The following is an 18,948-nucleotide window of genomic DNA, read 5'->3' on the forward strand; positions in this document are numbered from 1 at the left end:
GCCGTGTCGCGGGTAGGTCCCTTGTGCTCGGGATGGTCTATGCCGAAACCGCGCAAAGCGTCCTATGCTCAGCGAGGGCACCCGACGGGAGGAGCACGGATGGATATCCGGGATCTGGATCGTAGGGCCGGTGCGGTACTCGGGGAGGTGGTGATGCAGGTGCGCCCCGAGCACCTGTGGTTCCCGACTCCCTGCCCCGACTGGACCGTGCGCGGTCTGCTCCGCCACATCGTCAGTGCCAACGAGGGTTTCGCCCAGGCTGCGATCAACGGCTCGGCGCCAGGACGGGCCTGGACCAGTGCCCGGCTCGGCGACAATCCGGCCGGTGCCTACCGGCGGTCCAACGTGCACGTCGCGGAGGCGTTCGCCGACGGGGGCGCGCTCGACCGCCTCGTCGAGGTCAGCGAGTTCGGCTCGTTCCCGCGCCGCGTCGCGCTGACCTTCCACCAGCTCTTCTGCCTGGTGCACGCCTGGGACCTGGCCAAGGCCATCGACATTCCGTACGAGCCGCCGCCGGACCTGGTCGAGCGGGCGTTCGCGCTGGCCCGCAAGATCCCGGACACCGACGCGGTCCGGGGCCCTGGCGCCGCGTTCGAGCGCAGCGTCAAGATCCCCGGCGGCGCGTCCGACTTCGACCAGTTACTCGGCCTCCTCGGCCGCAACCCCGACTGGGTCTCCCCGCTGGACTGATTAGGCCGTGTCGTCCAGTTCGATCCGGTCCGGAGCCGCGGCCGCCAGCTTGGCGAGGAGGCCGGCGAACAGTGGCGACATCATCAGCCGGGTCGAGGTGTTGCGGAACCAGATGCCCGCCGACGTCATCGGCATCGCCATCGTGATCCCGCCGGGCGGGAGCTCCATCCGCTGCTCGACGTACGCCTGCATCCGCGCCTGGTACGCCGGGAAGGCCCGGACGTGATCGCCTTCCGCGGCGGCGAGCTCACCGGCCAGGACGTACGCGCCGACCAGCGACAGCGCGGTCCCGTGGCCGGCCAGTGGCGAGCCGCAGTACCCGGCGTCACCGACGAGCACGACCCGGCCGCGCGACCAGTCCGGTACGACGACCTTGCTCGTGCTGTCGAAGTAGAAGTCGTCCGCGTCGCGCAGCGCGGCGAGGATGTGGCCGGTGTGCCAGCCGAGCCCGGCGAAGCGCTGGGTGAGCAATGCCTTCTGGGCGTCGACGTCGCGCCGGTCGTAGCTGAACGCGGCGGAGCGGAAGCTCAACAACGCCTTCGCGTACCGCTCGTCGTGGTCCGGCCGGAGCCCGACCCAGCGGCCGCCGGGCGCGGAGTGGATCTTCATCCAGTGGTCGAGCGGTTCGGGTGCCTCGACGGTGAAGTACGACGTGTAGCCGCCGAGGTGCTGGACGAACTGCTCCTCGGGACCGAAGGCCAGTCCGCGGACCCGCGAGTGCACCCCGTCCGCCCCGACCACCAGGTCGAACCGCCGCCGCGCCCCGCTGGTGAAGGCGACCTGCACGCCACTCGTGTCCTGGTCCAGCGCGTCGATCGAGTCGCCGTACAGGTACTCGATGTCGCCGGCGGTCGCGTCGTGCAGGATCCCGGCCAGGTCGCCGCGGAGGATCTCGATGTCGGCGACCGGGCCGGCGCCGTCGAGCAGTTCGGCCGGCATCGCGACCGCCGTGCGGCCGTTTGCCCGAACGTAGGCCAGGCCGCGCTCGTGCAGTTGAGCCCGCTTGACCGCCGGCATCAAGCCCATCCGCTCGACCACCACCTTGGAGATCCCGCGGAGGTCGACGGTCTGGCCGCCGGGTCGTGGCGCGGGCGCGATCTCGACGATCGTCGGGGCGAACCCGTGCCGCCGCAGCCAGTAGGCCAGCGCCGGTCCGGCGATCCCGCCGCCGGAGATCAGAACGGTCTTCGTCATGGTGGCTTCCTCTCACTGAGCTAGTGCGCGTACGTTGTACGCGTACACCGTGCGGTGCACTCGGTGGAGCGGTCCAGCGCAGGGCTGAAGCGCACTAGTGCAGGAGGTCTGATGGTTGAAGCGCCGTACCTGGCGATCGCGGGCGAGATCCGGCGCCGGATCGAGGCGGGCGAGCTGCGGCCCGGGGACCGGGTGCCGTCCACCCGGACGATGGTCAAGGAGTTCGGTGTTGCGATGGCGACGGCCACGAAAGCGCTTCAGGTGCTTCAGCAGCAGGGGCTGGTGCAGGCCCGGCCCGGAGTCGGCACAGTGGTCGGATCGCCGCAGACATCGCTGACGCAGTCTCGCGGTCCTTCGCGTGATCTCAACCGGGACGAAGTGGTGCGGGTCGCGATCGCGATCGCGGATGGCGAGGGGCTGGCGGCCTTGTCGATGCGGCGGGTCGCGGCCGACCTCGGGGTGTCGACGATGGCGCTGTACCGGTACGTCGGCGGCAAGGACGCGCTGGTGCTGCAGATGGTCGACCGGGCGATCGGGGAATTCCCCCTCCCGGCCAAAGCCCCGAAGAGTTGGCGGGCGGGGATCGAGACCGCGGCCCGGCTGCAGTGGGCGGCGTACCGGCGGCATCTCTGGCTGGCGAGCGCGGTCAGTCTCAGCCGTCCCCAGGCGCTCCCCAACCTGCTGCCGCACACGGACGCCGTCCTGCGCGCGCTGGGCCCGTTCGGCCTTGATGGCAGTACGGCGCTCGACACCGCGATCACCGTGTTCGCCTATGTCCGTGGCATCGCGCTGGCGATGGAGGCCGAGGTGCGGGCCGAGCAGGACACCGGGATGACCGCCGACGAATGGGCCGACCAGCACGTCGGTCCGATCGCCACCATGATCAGCCTGGAGGATCTGGCCGGTTTCCGGGCGGTGTTCCAGCCCGGTTTCGACTTCGATTACGACCTGGACCGACTGTTCGAGTTCGGTCTCGAACTGCTCCTGGACGGCCTCGAAAAGAAACTCACCCGGCTACGCTGAGTGTCGACAGGGTCGACAGCCGTGGAGGTGCCGATGGAGCCGGTGTTCGCACCCGACGTTCCGGACGGCGTACGGCGGTTGTACACGAGCAGGCCCGAGCTGTTCGTCCCGGCCGGGCAGCCGAAGCCGAAGCGGGAGACGGCCTGGTCGGTCGCACCGGGGAACACGTTCGGCACGTTGCTGGTCTGGCTCGCGGTCTGTGTCGGCGGCTGGATCCTGGCGCTGATCATCATGGCCGCGACGCTGCCGGCCGAGGTCGCCGCCTGGTCCGCGGTGGTGCTGGCCGGGATCGCCGCCGTCGCCACCGTCGGCGTCGTGGCCAAGTCCGCAGCGGAGGATCGCGGTCACAAGGCGGTCCGGCTGCAGCACGGGAAGTACCTGCTCCCGGACGACTTCGACGACGAGGCCGGCCGATTGCTGGGCCGCGCCCAGCGCGCGGTGAAAACGGTGCTTGAGGCAACAGTCACCCGGCGCGGGATGCTGGACGACGTGAAGAACGAGCTGGTCCTGCCCGAACAGCTCTGGGACATCGGCCAGGTGCTGCGCGAGCAGACCGTCCTGCGGGCTCGTCAGCGCGAAGTCGCGAAGGGGATGGCGACGGCCGAGCTCGAAGCCGTGCTCGGACCGCAACGCCGGGCGCTCGCCCTCTCGGTGGACGCGATCAAACGCAAGGTGGACCTGCTCGAGCGCTACGCCGACCGGGTTCGCTCTGCCGATGCCGCGCTCCGGGCCGAGGCCGCCCTCGAAGACGGCGACCGCTACATCGAACTCCTCGCCCGCACCGAGCCCGCCGGTGACACCTCGGTCGTCCAGAGCTTCGCCGACGAAGCGACCGCGTTGCGCGACACCCTCACCCGCAGCATCAACGCCGCCCGCGACGCCGGCCGCACCCTCGCCCTCCCGGACTCGGGCAGCTCGCCGTAGCCTGCGCCGGCTTGACGCGCTTGATTAAGCTCCGACCATGAACGAGCGAAGCGAGTTCATCTTCAAGCCCTGTCGATTTCGCGCCGCATCGGCGCCCGGAGCGAAGCGAGGACGTCGATGAGCTCCACGGTGGTCGTTGCCGGGGGCACCGGGGCGTTGGGTGCGGCGGTGACGGGGGAGTTCCTGGGGGCCGGGTGGCGGGTCGTCGTCCCCGGACGGACCGAGGAGTCGCTGGCCCGGCTCGGCACCGATCCGGCGCTGAACCCGGTGATCGCCGACCCGTTCGACCCGGCCGGTACGGCGGATGTCGTCGCGCTCGCCACCGCGGACGAGACCGCACCACTGACTGCACTGGTCAACCTGGTCGGCGGATTCGCGGCGGGCTCGCGAGTGCACGAAACCCCGATCGAGGACTTCGAGAGCCTGCTCCGGCTGAACCTGCGTCCGACGTACCTCATCACGCAGGCCGTGCTGCCACACCTGCTCGCCGGCGGTGGCGGAGCAATCGTTTGTACGTCGAGTGGTGCGGCGCTGCGACCGTTCTCCGGGGCGGCTGGATACATCACCGCGAAGGCGGGGGTGATCGCGTTCGCCGATGCCCTGCACGCGGAGTACGCCGCTGACGGCATTCGGGTGAACACCATCCTGCCCGGCACCATCGACACCCCGGCCAACCGGGCCGCCATGCCGAAGGCCGACACCAGCAGGTGGACCCCGCCGTCCCGGATCGCCGTGGTGGTGCGAACCCTGGTCGAGACGCCCGGCTTTTCGGGCACTCACCTGCCCGTATGACAACCGATTGACCCTGTAACACGTCTGAAGAGGCGAAGGTGCGGGTACTTGACCCACACTGGTTCTGGGGCCGGCGACAGGGGAGCCATGGGGAAACGCTCACGCGCGACGCGCGCCACGGAGGGTCCCGAGCTGCCTGAAGCCGAGCCGGCCGAGAGTCGGCCGCGGTCGGTGCCCAAGCTGCTCGGTCTGACGCTCCTCGGCGCCGTGCTCCCCGGGCTCGGTCTCATCGCCGGCGGGCGCCGCCGGCTCGGAGCCTTCATCCTGACCGTCGCCCTCGGCCTGCTCGCGATCGGCGTGTACGTCGGTCTGACCCGGCGCGAGGAGGTGCTCGCGGCAGCCGTCGTACCGAGCCGGCTGCTGATCACCTCGGTGGCGATCGGGACGCTCGCGGTCGTCTGGATCGTGGTGATCGTCGCCTCACACCGTTCGTTGCGTCCGGCAACAGGTGGGGCGGGTGGCCGGGCCGCCGGGGCGCTGCTGGTCGGCGTCCTGTGCTTCGCGATCGCGGCGCCGGCGGCGATCGGCGTCCAGAGTGTGCTGGCGCAGCGTGACCTGGTCCAGGACGTGTTCGTCGCGCAGGGCGAGGGCAGGAGCGCGACCCGGCCGTCGGTGGTGAACACGAAGGACCCGTGGGAGGACAAGCCGCGGCTCAACCTGCTGCTGCTCGGCGGCGACGACGCGCCGAGCCGGCCGGGGGTGCGGACCGACACGGTGATCGTGGCGAGTATCGACACCAGGACCGGCGACACCGCATTGGTCTCGATGCCGCGGCAGCTGACTTTCATGCCGTTCCCGAAGGACTCGCCGCTGCACAAGATCTACCCGAACGGCTACGGCAAGGAAGGGCTCAGCCTGGAGGGCCGGCTGGAGTGGATGCTGACCGCGATGTACCAGAACATCCCGGCCGCGCACCCCGGCATCCTCGGCCCGTCCGACAACGAGGGCGCCGACGTGCTGAAGCAGTCCGTCGGCGAGGCGATCGGGCTGAAACTCGACTACTACCTGCAGGTCAACCTGCAAGGGTTCGCGAAGCTCGTCGACGCGCTCGGCGGGATCACCGTCAACGTCAACGAGCGGGTCGCGATGGGTGGGGTGAGCAGCTCCCACATTCCGCCGAGCGAGTGGATCGAACCGGGCCCGAACCAGCACCTCGACGGACGGCACGCGCTCTGGTTCGCCCGCGGCCGGTACGGCGCCGACGACGACCAGCGCCAGACCCGCCAGCGCTGCGCGATCAAGGGCATCGTCGACGCGGCCGACCCGCGGACCCTGGTGACCAAGTACAAAGCGATCGCCCAGGCCGGTCAGCAGCTGCTCCGCACCGACATCCCGCAGGAGCTGCTGCCCGCGCTGGTCCAGCTCGCATTCCGGGTGAAGTCGGGCACCGTCTCCAACGTCACCCTCGACGCCGCCAAGCTCCGGCTGAAGTACCTGCACCCGGACTACGACGCTCTCCGCGAAACGGTCGAGAAGGCCCTCGAGCAGCCGGCGCCCCCGGCGACCACAGCCCCGGCCACGCCGACGACCCCGCAGACGACGAAACCCACCACCCGCAAGCCGGTCACGCCGGCGACTCCGGCCCCTACCCAGGACCTCGAAGACGCCTGCGCCTACCACCCGAACGGCGACCAGCCGAACTAGTCGACTGGGGCATCCGCGTGTGATGGAAGACCTGACCTTGCGCGCGGGCCGCTGAAATTCGTTTTCGGGGCGGGTGTCGATCTGGTGGTGGGCCGGTCGACGTGAGAGTAAGTGATCGACCGACACGACGAGGAGAACCACTGCGATGCGATACATGATCATCAACAAGGCGGACGCGGACAGCGAAGCCGGGAAGTTCCCGTCCGACGAGGTGGCCACCGCGGTCGGCCAGGTCGTGGAGGACCTGTCGAAGGCCGGCGTACTGCTGTTCGCCGAAGGTGTGCACCGCAGCAAGCACGGCGCCCGGGTGAAGGTCGAGGGCGGCAAGCGCACCGTCACCGACGGCCCGTTCGCCGAGACCAAGGAACTGATCGGCGGCGTCATCGTCGTCGAGGTCCGCAACCGCGACGAGGCCGTCGAATGGGCCGCCCGGCTCGCCGAAGCGCTCGGCAGCGAAGTCGAGGTCCGCCGAGTGGTCGAAGAAGCCGACTTCGACCCCAACTCGGACCTCTACAAGGACTGACTCCGGCCGCATCCCGCGAGCGAAGCCACTGTGTCGAGTGTAAGAGGCGTGTCGTCACCAGGGGCCTACTGACGTCCAACTGCCTTCACTCGGCACGGTGGCTTCACTCGACGCCGGGGTTCGCTGAGCATCGCGGCTTCACTCGACGCGGGGGAGGTCGTGGTCGGTGTCCATTTCGCGGGTTGTCGTTCGTGGTGGTTCCAACGACTCGTCGAAGGAGAACATCATGATCAGCAGCACGACCGCGAACTCGGCGCCCGGCCTTACCCTGACGGTGCCTGAGGCGGAGCTGTACTACGAAGTGCGGGGCAGCGGGCCGTTAGTGGTGCTGGTCGGTGCGCCGATGGACGCCGACTCGTTCGCGCCGCTGGCTGACCTGCTGGCGACGACGGCGAGGAGTTGCTGGCCGCAACCGAGCGGATGATCGCCGACTACCTGGCCGGTGACGTGATCGGCGCCTGGCGGCAGTTCTTCGCGCTGGCGAACATCCAGGTGCCGGACGGCGTACTCGAGGCGATGTTCGGCGGGGAGCGGGATCCGCGGGTGGTCGCCGACGAGCGGTTCTGGTTCGAGCACGAGCTGCGGGCGTCGGTCCGCTGGCGGCCGGATCTGAGCAGCCTGCGGTACGGCGGTGTCCGCATCGTGGCCGGGATCGGCGCGGAGTCGGCCGGCCAGCTGTGCGAGCGGACGACGACCGCGCTGGCGGCCGGGCTCGGGATCGAGCCGACCCGGTTCCCCGGTGATCACATCGGCTTCGCGGCGGCGGACCCCACGCCGTTTGCCGTCGTACTGCGCGAAGTTCTGTGACAGATGAGACTCGCCCGTGGCTCCGCGGGCGGAGTATGTGAAGCTGGGGGTGACCGGTGTGGGCCTGCGTTGAGCGGGCCTGGACCGGGCACATGGTCGGAGGTGCCGGCCGGGCCTTGAGAGCTGCAACTTGGACCGCGTGGCGCCTTGACCTCAACCGTGGTTGAAGTTTCAAGCTGGTGCCGCTGAAACAGGACATCGGAGATATCGGCCCCCGCGGGCCCCGACGAAGGAGCAGAGTTGACCACGTACACGCTTCCCGACCTCCCCTACGACTACGGCGCACTGGCGCCGAGCATCGCCGGTGAGATCATGGAGCTGCACCACTCCAAGCACCACCAGACCTACGTGAACGGCCTGAACGACACCCTGGAGAAGCTGGCCGCGGCCCGCGAGAAGGGTGACTTCGGCGCCATCGTCGGGCTGGAGAAGTCGCTCGCCTTCAACCTCGGCGGGCACGTCAACCACTCGATCTTCTGGAAGAACCTGTCGCCGGACGGCGGCGACAAGCCGGACGGCGAGCTGGGTGCCGCGCTGCAGGATGCGTTCGGGTCGTTCGACGCGTTCCAGGCGCACTTCACCGCGTCGGCGACCACCATCCAGGGGTCCGGCTGGGCCATCCTGGGCTGGGATGCGCTGCAGGGCCGGCTGCTGATTCACCAGCTGTACGACCAGCAGGGCAACCTGCCGGCCGGGCAGATCCCGATCGTGATGCTGGACATGTGGGAGCACGCGTTCTACCTGCAGTACAAGAACGTGAAGCCCGACTACGTCAAGGCCTGGTGGAACGTGGTGAACTGGGCCGACGCGCAGGCCCGCTTCGACGCGGCCCGCGCCGGCGCCGGCGCGCTGATCGCCGGTAGCTGACCCAACGACGCGAGGGGCGCCCGGACCAGGTGGTCCGGGCGCCCCTCGCGTTCGTCAGCCCGACGTCCGGGGTCCCGGTGGGGTCCCGGGCGGGCGCAGCCTTGGCGCGGGTGGCCGACTGGTACTGGGTCCGTGGGGCTGGGGGTCGTGTCTGTCGGATGCGTTCGCTGTGGGCGTGGGTCCGCTGGATCGGGGAGGGTTTTGCCCCGGATCGGGCGCAAAACTCTCCCCGGTCGGCAGGACCGGACCCGCTGGTTTGGCGCGGCGGTCCCGGCCCGTCCTGTACGAACGCCTACCCGAACTCCGCCGAGCGGTCCCGGGTGAACTACCTCTGGCGGAACGGCAAGAGCTGAGCCATCAGCGGAACGGCAGGAGCTGACCCGTCAGCAGGCGGCGGCGCGTTCGAGCAGCAGGGCTCGTTCGCGTTCGTTGCGGGTGAGCGCGGCGGCCTTCTCGAACTCGGCTCGGGCCTCGTCGAGCCGGCCGAGTTTGAACAGGAGGTCGCCGCGCACACTCGGGAGCAGGTGGTAGTCCTTCAGCGACGGCTCGTCGGCGAGCGCGTCGACAGCCTCGAGTCCGCGCTCCGGGCCGAACGCCATCGAGATCGCGACCGCCTGGTTGAGCTCGACCACCGGTGACGGGGTGACCTGCGCGAGGACGGCGTACAGGCCGGCGATCCGGGCCCAGTCGGTGTCCTCGGGGTCGGCCGCGCGGGCGTGGCAGGCGGCGATAGCGGCCTGGAGCAGGTACGGGCCGGGCGGTTTGCCGAGGGCGAAGCCGCGGTCGAGTCCCTCGAGGCCGCGGCTGATCAGCAGGCGGTCCCAGCGGCGGCGGTCCTGGTCGAGCAGCAGGACGGGTTCGCCGTCGGGCCCGATCCGGGCGTTCGCCCGAGAGGCCTGCAGCTCCATCAGGGCCAGCAGGCCGTGGACCTCGGGCTCGCCGGGCATCAGCTCGGCCAGGAGCCGGCCGAGTCGCATCGCCTCGTTGCAGAGCGCCGGTCGCATCCAGTCGTCGCCGGCTGTCGCGGAGTAACCCTCGTTGTAGATCAGGTAGACGACCTCGAGCACGGACGTGAGCCGCTCGAGCAGATCGTCGCCGGCCGGTACCTCGAACTCGACACCCGCCTTGGCCAGGTTGCGCTTGGCCCGGACGATCCGCTGGGCGATCGTCGACTCCGGAGCGAGGAACGCGCGGGCGATCTCGTCGGTCTTCAGGCCGCCGAGCAGCCGAAGCGTGAGGGTGACCCGGGCGTCCATGGTGAGCACCGGGTGGCAGGCGGTGAACACGAGCCGGAGCAGGTCGTCCTCGATGTGGTCCTCGAGGATTGCCTCGACGTCGTCCTCGACACTGTCGCCGTCGATCTCCAGCTCGTGGCCCAGCTCGGCGAGCTTGCGCTGGTACGTCTCCTTGCGCCGGATCAGGTCGATCGCCCGGCGCTTGGCGATCGCCATCAGCCAGGCGCCCGGATTGTTCGGTACGCCGGACTCCGGCCACTGCTCGAGCGCCGCCACCAGCGCGTCCTGGGCCAGCTCCTCGGCCAGCCCGACGTCCCGGACGATCCGCGCCACCCCGGCGATGATCCGCGCCGACTCGATCCGCCAGACCGCGTCGACCGCCCCCTGCGCCTCGATAACCGTCACCCGCCGATAGAACAACACCCCAGCCTGAACGGCAACCGCCTTACCCGGCCCGCAGCCGCCAAAGACTCGACACCTCCTGCTTCCGGGCGCTCCGATGCCCGGGTACGGCGTCCAGCCGGCCAGCCTCCCGCAGACCTGCGTCCGCGAACCAGCCGAGCAGCTCGGAGCGCGACCGCAGGCCGAAGTGTTCGGCCAGGTCCGAGAGAATCAACCAGGTCTCGCCACCCGGGTTGAGGTGGTCGCGCACGCCGGCGATGAACGAGCGCAGCATCCGGCTGTCCTCGTCGTACACCGCGTGGTCCAGCAGGGTGATCGGACGGGCCGGGATCCACGGGGGGTTGCAGACGATCAGATCGGCTCGCCCCGGCGGAAACAGGTCCGTCTCGATCACCTCGACGTCGAGACCCAACCGCCGTACGTTCTCGCGAGCACACTCCACCGCCCGGCTGCTGTTGTCGGTGGCGATGACCTGCGGAATGCCGCGATGGGCGAGCAGCGCGGCGAGGACACCGGTTCCCGTCCCGATGTCGAAGGCAACAGCCGCCGGCGGCAGCGGGCAGCTCGCGACGAGATCGACGTACTCGGACCGAGTCGGCGCGAAGACGCCATAGTGCGGGTGGATCCGGCCACCGAGGGCGGGAATCTCGATGCCTTGCTGCCGGAGCTGGTGTGCGCCGATCACGCCGAGCAGTTCGCGCAACGGCACCAGCCGATCGCCCGCGGGTGGTCCGTAGGCCTCCAGGCACGCCTGCCGGACGTCCGGTGCCCGGCGCAACGAGACGGTGTGGTCGGAAGTTGCTATCAACAACGAATTGAGCACCTGTGTCCGCCGGGCCTGCATGCGGCGCTGGTCCTGGAAACTGCCGCCGTGCACGGCCGGCAGCCGTCGCCCGAGCGCCGCCAGCAGCTGTTTGCCGTTGTGGAAGTCGCCCTCCCACAGGAGTGCGGATCCGCGTTCGATCAGGCGCAGCGCCCGATCCGCGGAGATGGAGTCGTCCACTGTGATGACATGCATGAGTCGTCCCTGCCGTGAGGATTTCAGATGAGGGCAGCGCGGCTCACCCGGAGGCCGGTACGGCGCCGGGGAGCGGACGGATCAACTAGCGAACAACAGCCGCATGTCTGGGCGAAGTCACCCGCACACTGTAAGTCAGGCGGGGTGAATCAAACGGTTGCTGGGGGTGCGGGTGGGCACAGATCGTGGCCCGGGCGTGGCGGGCGGTCGGGGCGAATAGACTTCGGGTGCTGAAACCCCCTCCGAAGATGGCTCGAGGTTTGTTGTGCTCACCATGCAGGACGCGCTGCTGGCGCTGACGAAGTACTGGACCGACCGCGGGTGCATGGTCGTGCAGCCGTTCAACACCGAGGTCGGCGCCGGAACGCTGAACCCGGCGACCATCCTGCGGGTGCTCGGTCCCGAGCCGTGGCGGGTCGCGTACGTCGAGCCGAGTGTCCGGCCCGACGACAGCCGGTACGGCGAGAACCCGAACCGGCTGCAGACGCACACCCAGTTCCAGGTGGTGCTCAAGCCGGACCCGGGCAACCCGCAGGAGCTGTTCCTGGACAGCCTGACCGCGCTCGGCATCGACATCCACGCGCACGACGTCCGGTTCGTCGAGGACAACTGGGCCAATCCGGCCACCGGTTCCTGGGGTCTCGGCTGGGAGGTCTGGCTGGACGGCCTCGAGATCACCCAGTTCACCTACTTCCAGCAGGCCGGCGGGATGACGCTGGACCCGGTGTCGGTGGAGATCACCTACGGCATCGAGCGGATCATGATGGCGCTGCAAGGGGTCTCGCACTTCAAGGACATCGCCTACGCGCCCGGCATCTCGTACGGCGAGGCGTTCGGCCAGGCCGAGTACGAGATGAGCCGGTACTACCTCGACGACGCCGATGTCGATGGTCAGCGGCGGCTCTTCGAGGAGTACGCGAACGAGGCCCGCCGGATGCTCGATGCGCGTCTCCCGGTCCCGGCGCACGTCTACGTGCTGCGCTGCTCGCACACCTTCAACGTGCTCGACTCCCGCGGCGCGGTGAGTACGACGGAACGCGCCAAGGCCTTCGGCCGGATGCGGTCGCTCGCCCGCGAGGTGGCTCAGCTGTGGGCCGAGCGCCGTACCGAGCTCGAGCACCCGTTGGGGATCGCCGAGCTGCCTGCGGCGGCGCCGGCGCCGACCGAGTTCCCGGCCAGCACCGGGACCCGGCAGCTGACGTTCGAGATCGGCACCGAGGAGATGCCGCCGTCGGAGGTGACCAAGACCGCGGCGGCCGTCAAGGCGGCCCTGACCGAGAAGCTGGCCGCGACCCGCCTCAGCCACGGCGACATCACCGTGTACGCCACGCCCCGGCGCGTGGTCGCCTTCGTCGCCGGTGTCCAGGCGGGCGAGCCGGACGCGCAGCGGGTGGTGCGTGGTCCGCGGAAGTCGGCCGCGTACGACGCCGACGGCAACGTCACCAAGGCGGCCGCCGGATTCGCCCGCGGCCAGGGTGTCGACGTCAGCGAGCTGCACGACCTCGATGTCGACGGCGTCGAGTACGTCGCGGTGACCAAGCCCGACCCGGGACGTGGTGCGGCCGAGGTGCTGAGCGGCGTACTGAGTGAGATCGTCAGCGGGCTGCGGTCGGACAAGAACATGCGGTGGAACGACGCCAAGCTGTCGTTCACCCGGCCGGTCCGCTGGCTGGTCGCGCTGCTCGGCGACCAGGTGGTGCCGGTGTCGGTGTCCACCCTGGCGGCCGGGCGGACGACGCGCGTGCACCGGACCGCCGCCCAGCCGCAGGTCGAGATCGCGGCGGCCGAGGGGTACCTGGACCTGCTCCGGATCCACGGCATCGAGGCCGACCCCGCGAAGCGTCGCGAGCAGATCGTGGCCGCGGCGCAGGAGCTCGCCGCAACTGTCGGCGGCACGATCGACGTCGAGGGCGAGTCGGCCTTGATCGACCAGATCGTCAACCTGGTCGAGGAGCCGACCGCGATCTTGGGCGAGTTCTCCGCCGACTACCTGACGCTGCCGGGCGAGATCCTCACCACGGTGATGCGCAAACACCAGCGCTACCTCCCCGTCCGTGATGCGGAGGGCAACCTGCTCCCGCACTTCGTTGCCGTCGCCAACGGTTCCGTGGATGACGACGTGGTCCGCGGCGGCAACGAGGGCGTGCTGCGGGCGCGCTACGAGGACGCCGCGTTCTTCTGGCGGGCCGACCTGGAGACGCCGCTCGAGACGATGAAGAGCGAGCTGGACAAGCTGGCCTTCGAAGAGCGGCTCGGCTCGATGGCCGACCGGGCGGCCCGGATCGGCCGGATCGCTGTCGGTCTTGCCTCGACCGTGGAACTGGACGGCGACGACCTGACCACGCTGCGGCGGGCGGCCGAGCTGGCGAAGTTCGATCTCGGGTCGCAGATGGTCGTCGAGCTGACCAGCCTGGCCGGCACGATGGCCCGCGAGTACGCGCGCCGTGCCGGTGAGACCGAGGCGGTCGCCCAGGCGCTCTACGACATGGAGTTGCCGCGGTCCGCGGGCGATCCGGTGCCGTCGACCACGCCGGGTGCGCTGCTCGCGCTGGCCGACCGGTTCGACCTGCTGGCCGGCCTGTTCGGTATCGGCGCCAAGCCGACCGGTAGCTCCGACCCGTTCGCGCTGCGGCGGGCGGCGACCGGGGTGGTCGCGATCCTGCGTGAGCACCCGTCGCTGAAGGCGATCACGCTCGCGACCGGCCTGCGGGCCGCCGCCGTGGAGATCGGTGCCCAGGGCATCGACGTTCCGGCGGAGTCGCTGGAGGAGGTCGTCGAGTTCACCGTACGGCGGTACGAGCAGCAGCTGATCGATCGCGGTGACGACCATCACCAGGTGGCCGCGGTGTTGCCGTTGGCAACTGCTCCGGCGGTCGCGGACGAGACGCTCGCGGCCCTGCAGCAGCTGGTCGGCAGCGGCGACTTCGCCGATCTGGTCGCGGTGTTGCAGCGGGTCCGCCGGATCGTTCCGGAAGGGACCGAGCCGTCGTACGACCCGGGCAAGCTGACCGAGCCCGCCGAGGTCGTCCTGCACGAGGCGGTCCAGAAGGTCGGCCAGGCGCCGACCGGGCTGGCCGATTTCGTCACCGCCGCGTCGGTTCTGGTCGAGCCGGTCACCACGTTCTTCGACGAGATCCTGGTGATGGCCGAGGACCCGGACGTCCGCGCCGCCCGGCTGGGGCTGCTGGCAACCATCAGTGCTCTGGCCGCGCCGGTCCTGGACTGGCAAGCCCTCGGCACCAGCCTCGGCCCGGCTGAGTAAGGGCGTTCACGATCAGCTCGTTGCGGGCGCGCTGACCTGCGGGGACGGTGGTGTGGACACCGTCCCGGTCGGCGGCGCGCGCGTGACGCTCAGCCGTCCAGGGTGAGCTGGCCGGCCAGACGCTCGCCGATCAGGCGGTAGCCGTCCGGCCCGGGGTGTACGTCGTCGACGTACAGCGCGCGGGCTTCGTCCGCGGTGAGGATGGTGCGCCCGTCGATGATCCGCACCTCCGGGTCCGTCCGGGCGCCGAGCTCGACACACGCGCGTACGTCGTCCAGCGTCAGGTCGACCGCGTTCGGTTTGCCTTCGATGTTCGGGGCGGTGAGCGGGGTGATCACGACGATCGGTGTCTGGGGATGGCCCTCGCGAACGGTCGACACGAAGGCGTCGACCTGGCCCGGCAACGTGCGACCGCTGAAGGTCTCACCGCCGTACACGTTGATCCCGAGGCACAGCGAGATCAGCCGCGCGGGCAGGTCCCGGATCGTGCGCGCCGCGACCGGATCGAGGTGGCACTCGCCGGCGAAGCCGAGCGCGACGAGATCCCAGCCGTGCTTGCGTGCCACCAGAGCGGGCCAGGTCTCGGACGGCCCGTCAGCACCTGTGCATTGGGTGACCGAGCTGCCGTACGTGACCCACCGCGGCCCGGTCGGCGCGAGCGGCTCGGCCTCGCCGTCGAAGCTCAGTCCCCGGACGCCGATCACGCCGGAGTGCGGAAGCCAGATCTCGACCTCGGCCGGACGACCCGGCAATGAGACCACCACGCGTTGCTCACCGTCGCGGACCACGCATCGTTCCTGCAGTTCGCCGTCGACCAGGACGTCCATCGGACCGATCCCCGTGTAGATGCCCAGGCTCGCGCGGATCTCCAGGCTCACCGACGTCGCCGCCGTACGCCAGGCGCCCCGGACACCGGCTGGCGTCGCGGCGCGCTCCCACAGCCGGTGGCCGGGGCGACCCGGGTCGCCGGTCCAGTCGATCAGCCGGAAGTCGTGACCGCGTGGATCCAGCCGCCAGTACGTCGTCCAGCCGTCCGCGTCGACCTCGCGGTGCTGATACCCGGTCCACAGCGCGTCGCTCATGATCGTCCTCCTCGAATGCCCCGGAGTGACCGGGCGACGGGTTGGGCGGCGGCGGAGGTGAGGCGGGCGACCGCCCGCGCCCCGAGGCTGGCGTCGACATGGGCGAGCATGACCGCGGCGGCCGTCTCGGAGTCCCCGGCCGCGATCGCGTCGACCAACGCGAGGTGCTCGGCGTGGGTGCGGTCCAGATCCTCCTCGGTCCGGCCGTCCTCGAGAGCAAGCCTGCGGTACCGGTCCGCTTTGTCCCAGAGCCCGTCCAGGGTCTGGACGAGCAGCTGGTTGTGCGATGCGGTGTAGATGGCGACATGGAAGCGCCGATGGGTCGACAACTCGGCCGGCCCAGGGTCGGTCCGCAACGGCAGCAACTCGTCCGCCGTCGCCCGGATCAGCTCGAGGTCTTGCCGGGTACGACGCTCAGCAGCCAGCCCGGCCGCCAGCGGATCGAGTGAGCGCCGGATCTCGATCAGGTCCCGGGCTTCCTCCGCGGTCAGCCGAGTCACGCGGGCGTCCCGGTGCGCGTCCAGCTCGACCAGGCCCTCGGTCATCAACCGGCGCAGTGCTTCGCGCAGGGGCGTCGTACTGATGCCGAGCTCGCGGGCCAGGGCGGCCTGCTGGATGACCGCGCCGGGGACGAGGTCGCCGCGCAGCAACTGCTCCCGCACGAGCTCGTACGCGATCTCGGCCTTGGTAGCCGTCTTGGCCTCGGGCACGGGTGATCCTCCACGGTTATAACAGAGTTACGGCAGATAATACCCGCAGGTCAGGCTTTGAGACGATCCAGCTCGACGGTTGACGCAGAAGGTTATAACGACTGACACTCGTGAGCATGGCAGACAGGTACAGGCTGGGTGTGCTGGACGGTGACGGCATCGGGCCCGAGATCGTGCCCGCGGCCGTCCAGGTTCTCGATGCGGCGCTGGCCGCCGCCGGCGCCCAGCCGGTCGAGTGGGTGCCACTTCCGGTCGGGGCCGAGGCGATCAAGACCCATGGCAGCGCGCTGCCGTCGATCACGCTGGAGACGCTCGAACACCTCGACGGCTGGCTGCTCGGGCCCCACGACAGCGCGGCGTACCCGGAAGAGCATCGGGTGCGGCTCAACCCGAGCGGCTTTCTGCGCAAGCACTTCGATCTGTTCGCGAACGTCCGCCCGGCGAAGGCCTTCGAGGGGACGCCGGCGCTGGTGCCCGGTCTCGACCTGGTCGTCGTCCGGGAGAACACCGAGGGCTTCTACGCCGACCGCAGTACGTATCGCGGCACCGGTGAGTACATGCCGACCGCCGACGTGGCGATCGCGATGGGTATCTTCACCCGGCCGGCGATCGAGCGGATCGCACGCCAGGCGTTCGAGCTCGCGCTGCGGCGCCGCAAGCACCTGACGATCGTGCACAAGGCGAACGTGCTGCGCCTGACGACGGGCTTCTTCCGCGACATCTGCACTGAGATCGCCGTCGAGTACCCCGAGGTCCGGGTCGACGACTTCCACATCGACGCGATGACAGTACACCTGGTCCGCCATGGCGCCGACTTCGACGTTCTCGTCACCGAGAACATGTTCGGCGACATCCTGTCCGACCTGGCCGGCGAGCTGGCCGGATCCCTCGGCATCGCGCCCTCGATCAACGCCTCGCCCGACCGCGCGATGGCGCAGGCCGCGCACGGTTCGGCGCCGGATATCGCCGGCCGGGACCTGGCCAACCCGACCGCGATGATCGCGTCCGGCGCGATGCTGCTCGACTGGCTCGGCGACGATCTCGCCAAGCAGGCGGCCGTTCTGGTCGATCGCGGGCTGCGGGCAGCAGTCGCCCGCGGCGTCCGTACGGCGGATCTCGGCGGTACCGCGGGAACGGCCGAGTTCACCAGCGCGGTCGTTGCTTCGATCAACGAGTTGACCTGAGCGGCCACCGCATCCAGCCGTTGCGAGGGATCGCTCCAGATCATCTGCCGCGCACCTTGCGGATCCTGCTCGAGAACGCACTCCGCCATGGCACGGCCTCGACGCCGCGGAGGCGTACCGCGCGGCCGGCGTACCGATGATCGTTGTCGCGGGCAAGGAGTACGGGACGGGATCGTCGCGGGACTGGGCCGCGAAGGGTCCGGCGCTACTCGGAGTCCGGGCGGTACTCGCGCAGTCGTTCGAGCGGATCCACCGGTCGAACCTGGTCGGGCTCGGCATCCTGCCGCTGGAGTTCCTGCCGGGGGAGGGGGACGACCTCACCGGCGAGGAGCCGATCGACATCGAACTCGGTGCCGACGGCTTCGCCGCGGCGTCCTCGGCAGGCAAGATCTACCGGCTGAGGATCCGCCTCGATACTCCGCGTGAAATCGACTACTACCGCCATGGCGGCGTCCTGCCGTATGTGCTCAGCGCCTGAGCGAACAGTTGCGGGGTCAGGAAAGTACCCGATAGCAGTGACAGGTGATGCAATGAAGCAAGGTCACACCGACTCGGCCGCGGACGTCTTCGCGCACTGTGACGTCGGGCTCTCGGTGGCAACACGTGAGGAGTACTGATGACATTGAGCCCCGCGGAAGCCGCCGAGCGGTCCGAACGTATCGCCCCTCGTTTGCGGGAGCACCTGCCGCCCACGCCGTTCGTCCGGTTCGGTGCGTTCAGCGATGAGCTCGGGGCGGAGGTGCTGGTGAAGTGTGAGCACCTTCAGCGGACCGGCTCGTTCAAGGCACGTGGGTCGATGGCGAAGATCCTGACCTTGACCGCCGAGCAGCGGCAGCGCGGCGTGGTCACCGCGTCGACCGGCAACCACGGCCTCGGGGTCGGGAACGCGCTCGCGACACTCGGCGGCCGCGGTCTGGTCTACCTGCCGGAGAACGCGTCGCCGAGCAAGGTGGCCGCACTGCGCCGGCTCGGTCTCGAACTACATGCCGAGGGCAACGATTCCGGCGTACTGGAACCGAAGGCGCGGGCGTACGCCGCGGAGCACAACCTGGTCTATGTACCGCCATACAACGACCCGGACATCATCGCGGGCCAGGGCACGGTGGCCGTCGAGATCCTCGAGCAACTGGCGGGCCGGCCGCTCGACGCGGTGGTCGTGGCCGTCGGCGGCGGCGGGCTGGTCAGCGGGGTCGCGGCGGTGCTGAAGAAGCACCTGCCCGGGATCCGGGTGTACGGCGCTTCGCCGGTGCGCGACGACGCGATGGCCGCGTCGGTGCGGGCCGGGAAGATCGTCCAGGTCGACGCGGGGGAGACGTTGTCGGACGGTACGGCGGGCAGCGTCGAACCCGGCAGTATCACGTTCGATCTGTGCCGTGAGCTGGTCGACGACTGGGTGCTGGTCAGTGAGGACGCGATCAGGGCCGCGTTGCGGATGGTGATCGACACCGAGCATCAGTTGATCGAAGGATCGGCCGCGATGGCCTTCGCTGCCGCGCGGGCGCGTCGTACCGAGCTCGGAGGCAAGCGGGTCGCCGTGGTGTCCTGCGGCGGAAACATCTCGTCCAGCACGTTGGTGGCCGCCCTGGCCTAG

18 protein-coding genes and 1 pseudogene are annotated in these 18,948 nt (G+C 69.9%); 14 read left to right on the forward strand and 5 right to left on the reverse strand.

The genetic code is table 11. The annotated features are described in order from the left end of the window. Positions 1-99 precede the first annotated feature (99 nt). On the forward strand, positions 100-690 hold the full coding sequence (locus AB0F43_RS13145; RefSeq protein ID WP_360474634.1) for a TIGR03086 family metal-binding protein: 591 nt from the start codon (positions 100-102) through the stop codon (positions 688-690). Here AB0F43_RS13145 and AB0F43_RS13150 read toward each other — a convergent pair whose 3' ends face one another. Beyond that, entirely contained in the window at positions 691-1,884 is a 1,194-nt protein-coding gene (locus AB0F43_RS13150; RefSeq protein ID WP_360474637.1) for an FAD-dependent monooxygenase, read from the reverse strand. It lies immediately after the preceding gene. Positions 1,885-1,995: 111 nt separating this feature from the next. Between AB0F43_RS13150 and AB0F43_RS13155 the strand changes: the two genes are divergently transcribed. The 9 genes from AB0F43_RS13155 to AB0F43_RS13195 all read left to right on the forward strand — a co-directional run bounded on the left by AB0F43_RS13155 (position 1,996) and on the right by AB0F43_RS13195 (position 8,817). Continuing rightward, entirely contained in the window at positions 1,996-2,907 is a 912-nt protein-coding gene (locus AB0F43_RS13155) for a GntR family transcriptional regulator (RefSeq protein WP_360474640.1), read from the forward strand. Between the two features lie 33 nt (positions 2,908-2,940). After that, the gene (locus tag AB0F43_RS13160) at positions 2,941-3,831 is read left to right on the forward strand and encodes a hypothetical protein (RefSeq protein ID WP_360474643.1); all 891 of its coding nucleotides are present in this window, start codon (positions 2,941-2,943) and stop codon (positions 3,829-3,831) included. A 117-nt stretch (positions 3,832-3,948) separates the two neighbouring features. Beyond that, entirely contained in the window at positions 3,949-4,623 is a 675-nt protein-coding gene (locus AB0F43_RS13165; protein ID WP_360474646.1) for an SDR family oxidoreductase, read from the forward strand. A gap of 87 nt (positions 4,624-4,710) precedes the next feature. After that, complete coding sequence (locus AB0F43_RS13170) at positions 4,711-6,267, forward strand: LCP family protein (RefSeq protein ID WP_360474648.1); 1,557 nt, start codon at positions 4,711-4,713, stop codon at positions 6,265-6,267. Between the two features lie 145 nt (positions 6,268-6,412). Next, positions 6,413-6,790: a YciI family protein gene (locus AB0F43_RS13175; protein WP_360474651.1), complete on the forward strand. Its 378-nt coding sequence runs from the start codon at positions 6,413-6,415 to the stop codon at positions 6,788-6,790. 226 nt (positions 6,791-7,016) lie between these two features. Beyond that, positions 7,017-7,214 (forward strand): hypothetical protein, encoded by a 198-nt coding sequence (locus AB0F43_RS13180; RefSeq protein ID WP_360474654.1) that lies wholly within the window; start codon positions 7,017-7,019, stop codon positions 7,212-7,214. After that, positions 7,190-7,597, forward strand: a complete 408-nt coding sequence (locus tag AB0F43_RS13185) for a hypothetical protein (RefSeq protein ID WP_360474657.1) — start codon at positions 7,190-7,192, stop codon at positions 7,595-7,597. Before AB0F43_RS13180 ends, AB0F43_RS13185 begins: the two co-directional genes overlap by 25 nt. A 240-nt stretch (positions 7,598-7,837) precedes the next feature. Then, positions 7,838-8,464, forward strand: coding sequence for a superoxide dismutase (locus tag AB0F43_RS13190; protein ID WP_360474660.1), 627 nt, complete (start codon positions 7,838-7,840; stop codon positions 8,462-8,464). 158 nt (positions 8,465-8,622) lie between these two features. After that, positions 8,623-8,817: a snapalysin family zinc-dependent metalloprotease gene (locus AB0F43_RS13195; RefSeq protein ID WP_360474663.1), complete on the forward strand. Its 195-nt coding sequence runs from the start codon at positions 8,623-8,625 to the stop codon at positions 8,815-8,817. Positions 8,818-8,847: 30 nt separating this feature from the next. Here the strand turns inward: AB0F43_RS13195 and AB0F43_RS13200 are convergent, their stop codons facing one another. Both AB0F43_RS13200 and AB0F43_RS13205 read right to left on the reverse strand, forming a co-directional pair. Then, positions 8,848-10,104 (reverse strand): RNA polymerase sigma factor, encoded by a 1,257-nt coding sequence (locus AB0F43_RS13200; protein ID WP_360474666.1) that lies wholly within the window; start codon positions 10,102-10,104, stop codon positions 8,848-8,850. 40 nt (positions 10,105-10,144) lie between these two features. Continuing rightward, positions 10,145-11,119, reverse strand: coding sequence for a class I SAM-dependent methyltransferase (locus tag AB0F43_RS13205; RefSeq protein ID WP_360474669.1), 975 nt, complete (start codon positions 11,117-11,119; stop codon positions 10,145-10,147). A 274-nt stretch (positions 11,120-11,393) separates the two neighbouring features. Here AB0F43_RS13205 and AB0F43_RS13210 point away from each other — a divergent pair, with 274 nt between their 5' ends. Then, complete coding sequence (locus tag AB0F43_RS13210) at positions 11,394-14,381, forward strand: glycine--tRNA ligase (RefSeq protein WP_360476775.1); 2,988 nt, start codon at positions 11,394-11,396, stop codon at positions 14,379-14,381. Between the two features lie 89 nt (positions 14,382-14,470). Here the strand turns inward: AB0F43_RS13210 and AB0F43_RS13215 are convergent, their stop codons facing one another. Beyond that, the gene (locus AB0F43_RS13215) at positions 14,471-15,463 is read right to left on the reverse strand and encodes a GDSL-type esterase/lipase family protein (protein WP_360474672.1); all 993 of its coding nucleotides are present in this window, start codon (positions 15,461-15,463) and stop codon (positions 14,471-14,473) included. After that, complete coding sequence (locus AB0F43_RS13220) at positions 15,460-16,173, reverse strand: GntR family transcriptional regulator (RefSeq protein ID WP_360474675.1); 714 nt, start codon at positions 16,171-16,173, stop codon at positions 15,460-15,462. Before AB0F43_RS13220 ends, AB0F43_RS13215 begins: the two co-directional genes overlap by 4 nt. Positions 16,174-16,289: 116 nt before the next feature. On the opposite strand from AB0F43_RS13220, the gene AB0F43_RS13225 reads away from it, so the two are divergent. The 3 genes and pseudogenes from AB0F43_RS13225 to AB0F43_RS13235 all read left to right on the forward strand — a co-directional run bounded on the left by AB0F43_RS13225 (position 16,290) and on the right by AB0F43_RS13235 (position 18,948). Further along, complete coding sequence (locus AB0F43_RS13225) at positions 16,290-17,357, forward strand: isocitrate/isopropylmalate dehydrogenase family protein (RefSeq protein ID WP_360474678.1); 1,068 nt, start codon at positions 16,290-16,292, stop codon at positions 17,355-17,357. 106 nt (positions 17,358-17,463) lie between these two features. Continuing rightward, positions 17,464-17,835, forward strand: a pseudogene (gene acnA / locus AB0F43_RS13230) (aconitate hydratase); the annotation flags it as partial. Between the two features lie 138 nt (positions 17,836-17,973). Continuing rightward, positions 17,974-18,948, forward strand: a complete 975-nt coding sequence (locus AB0F43_RS13235; RefSeq protein ID WP_360474681.1) for a threonine/serine dehydratase — start codon at positions 17,974-17,976, stop codon at positions 18,946-18,948.

It is taken from the genome of Kribbella sp. NPDC023972, from assembly GCF_040639075.1.
Lineage (GTDB): Bacteria > Actinomycetota > Actinomycetes > Propionibacteriales > Kribbellaceae > Kribbella.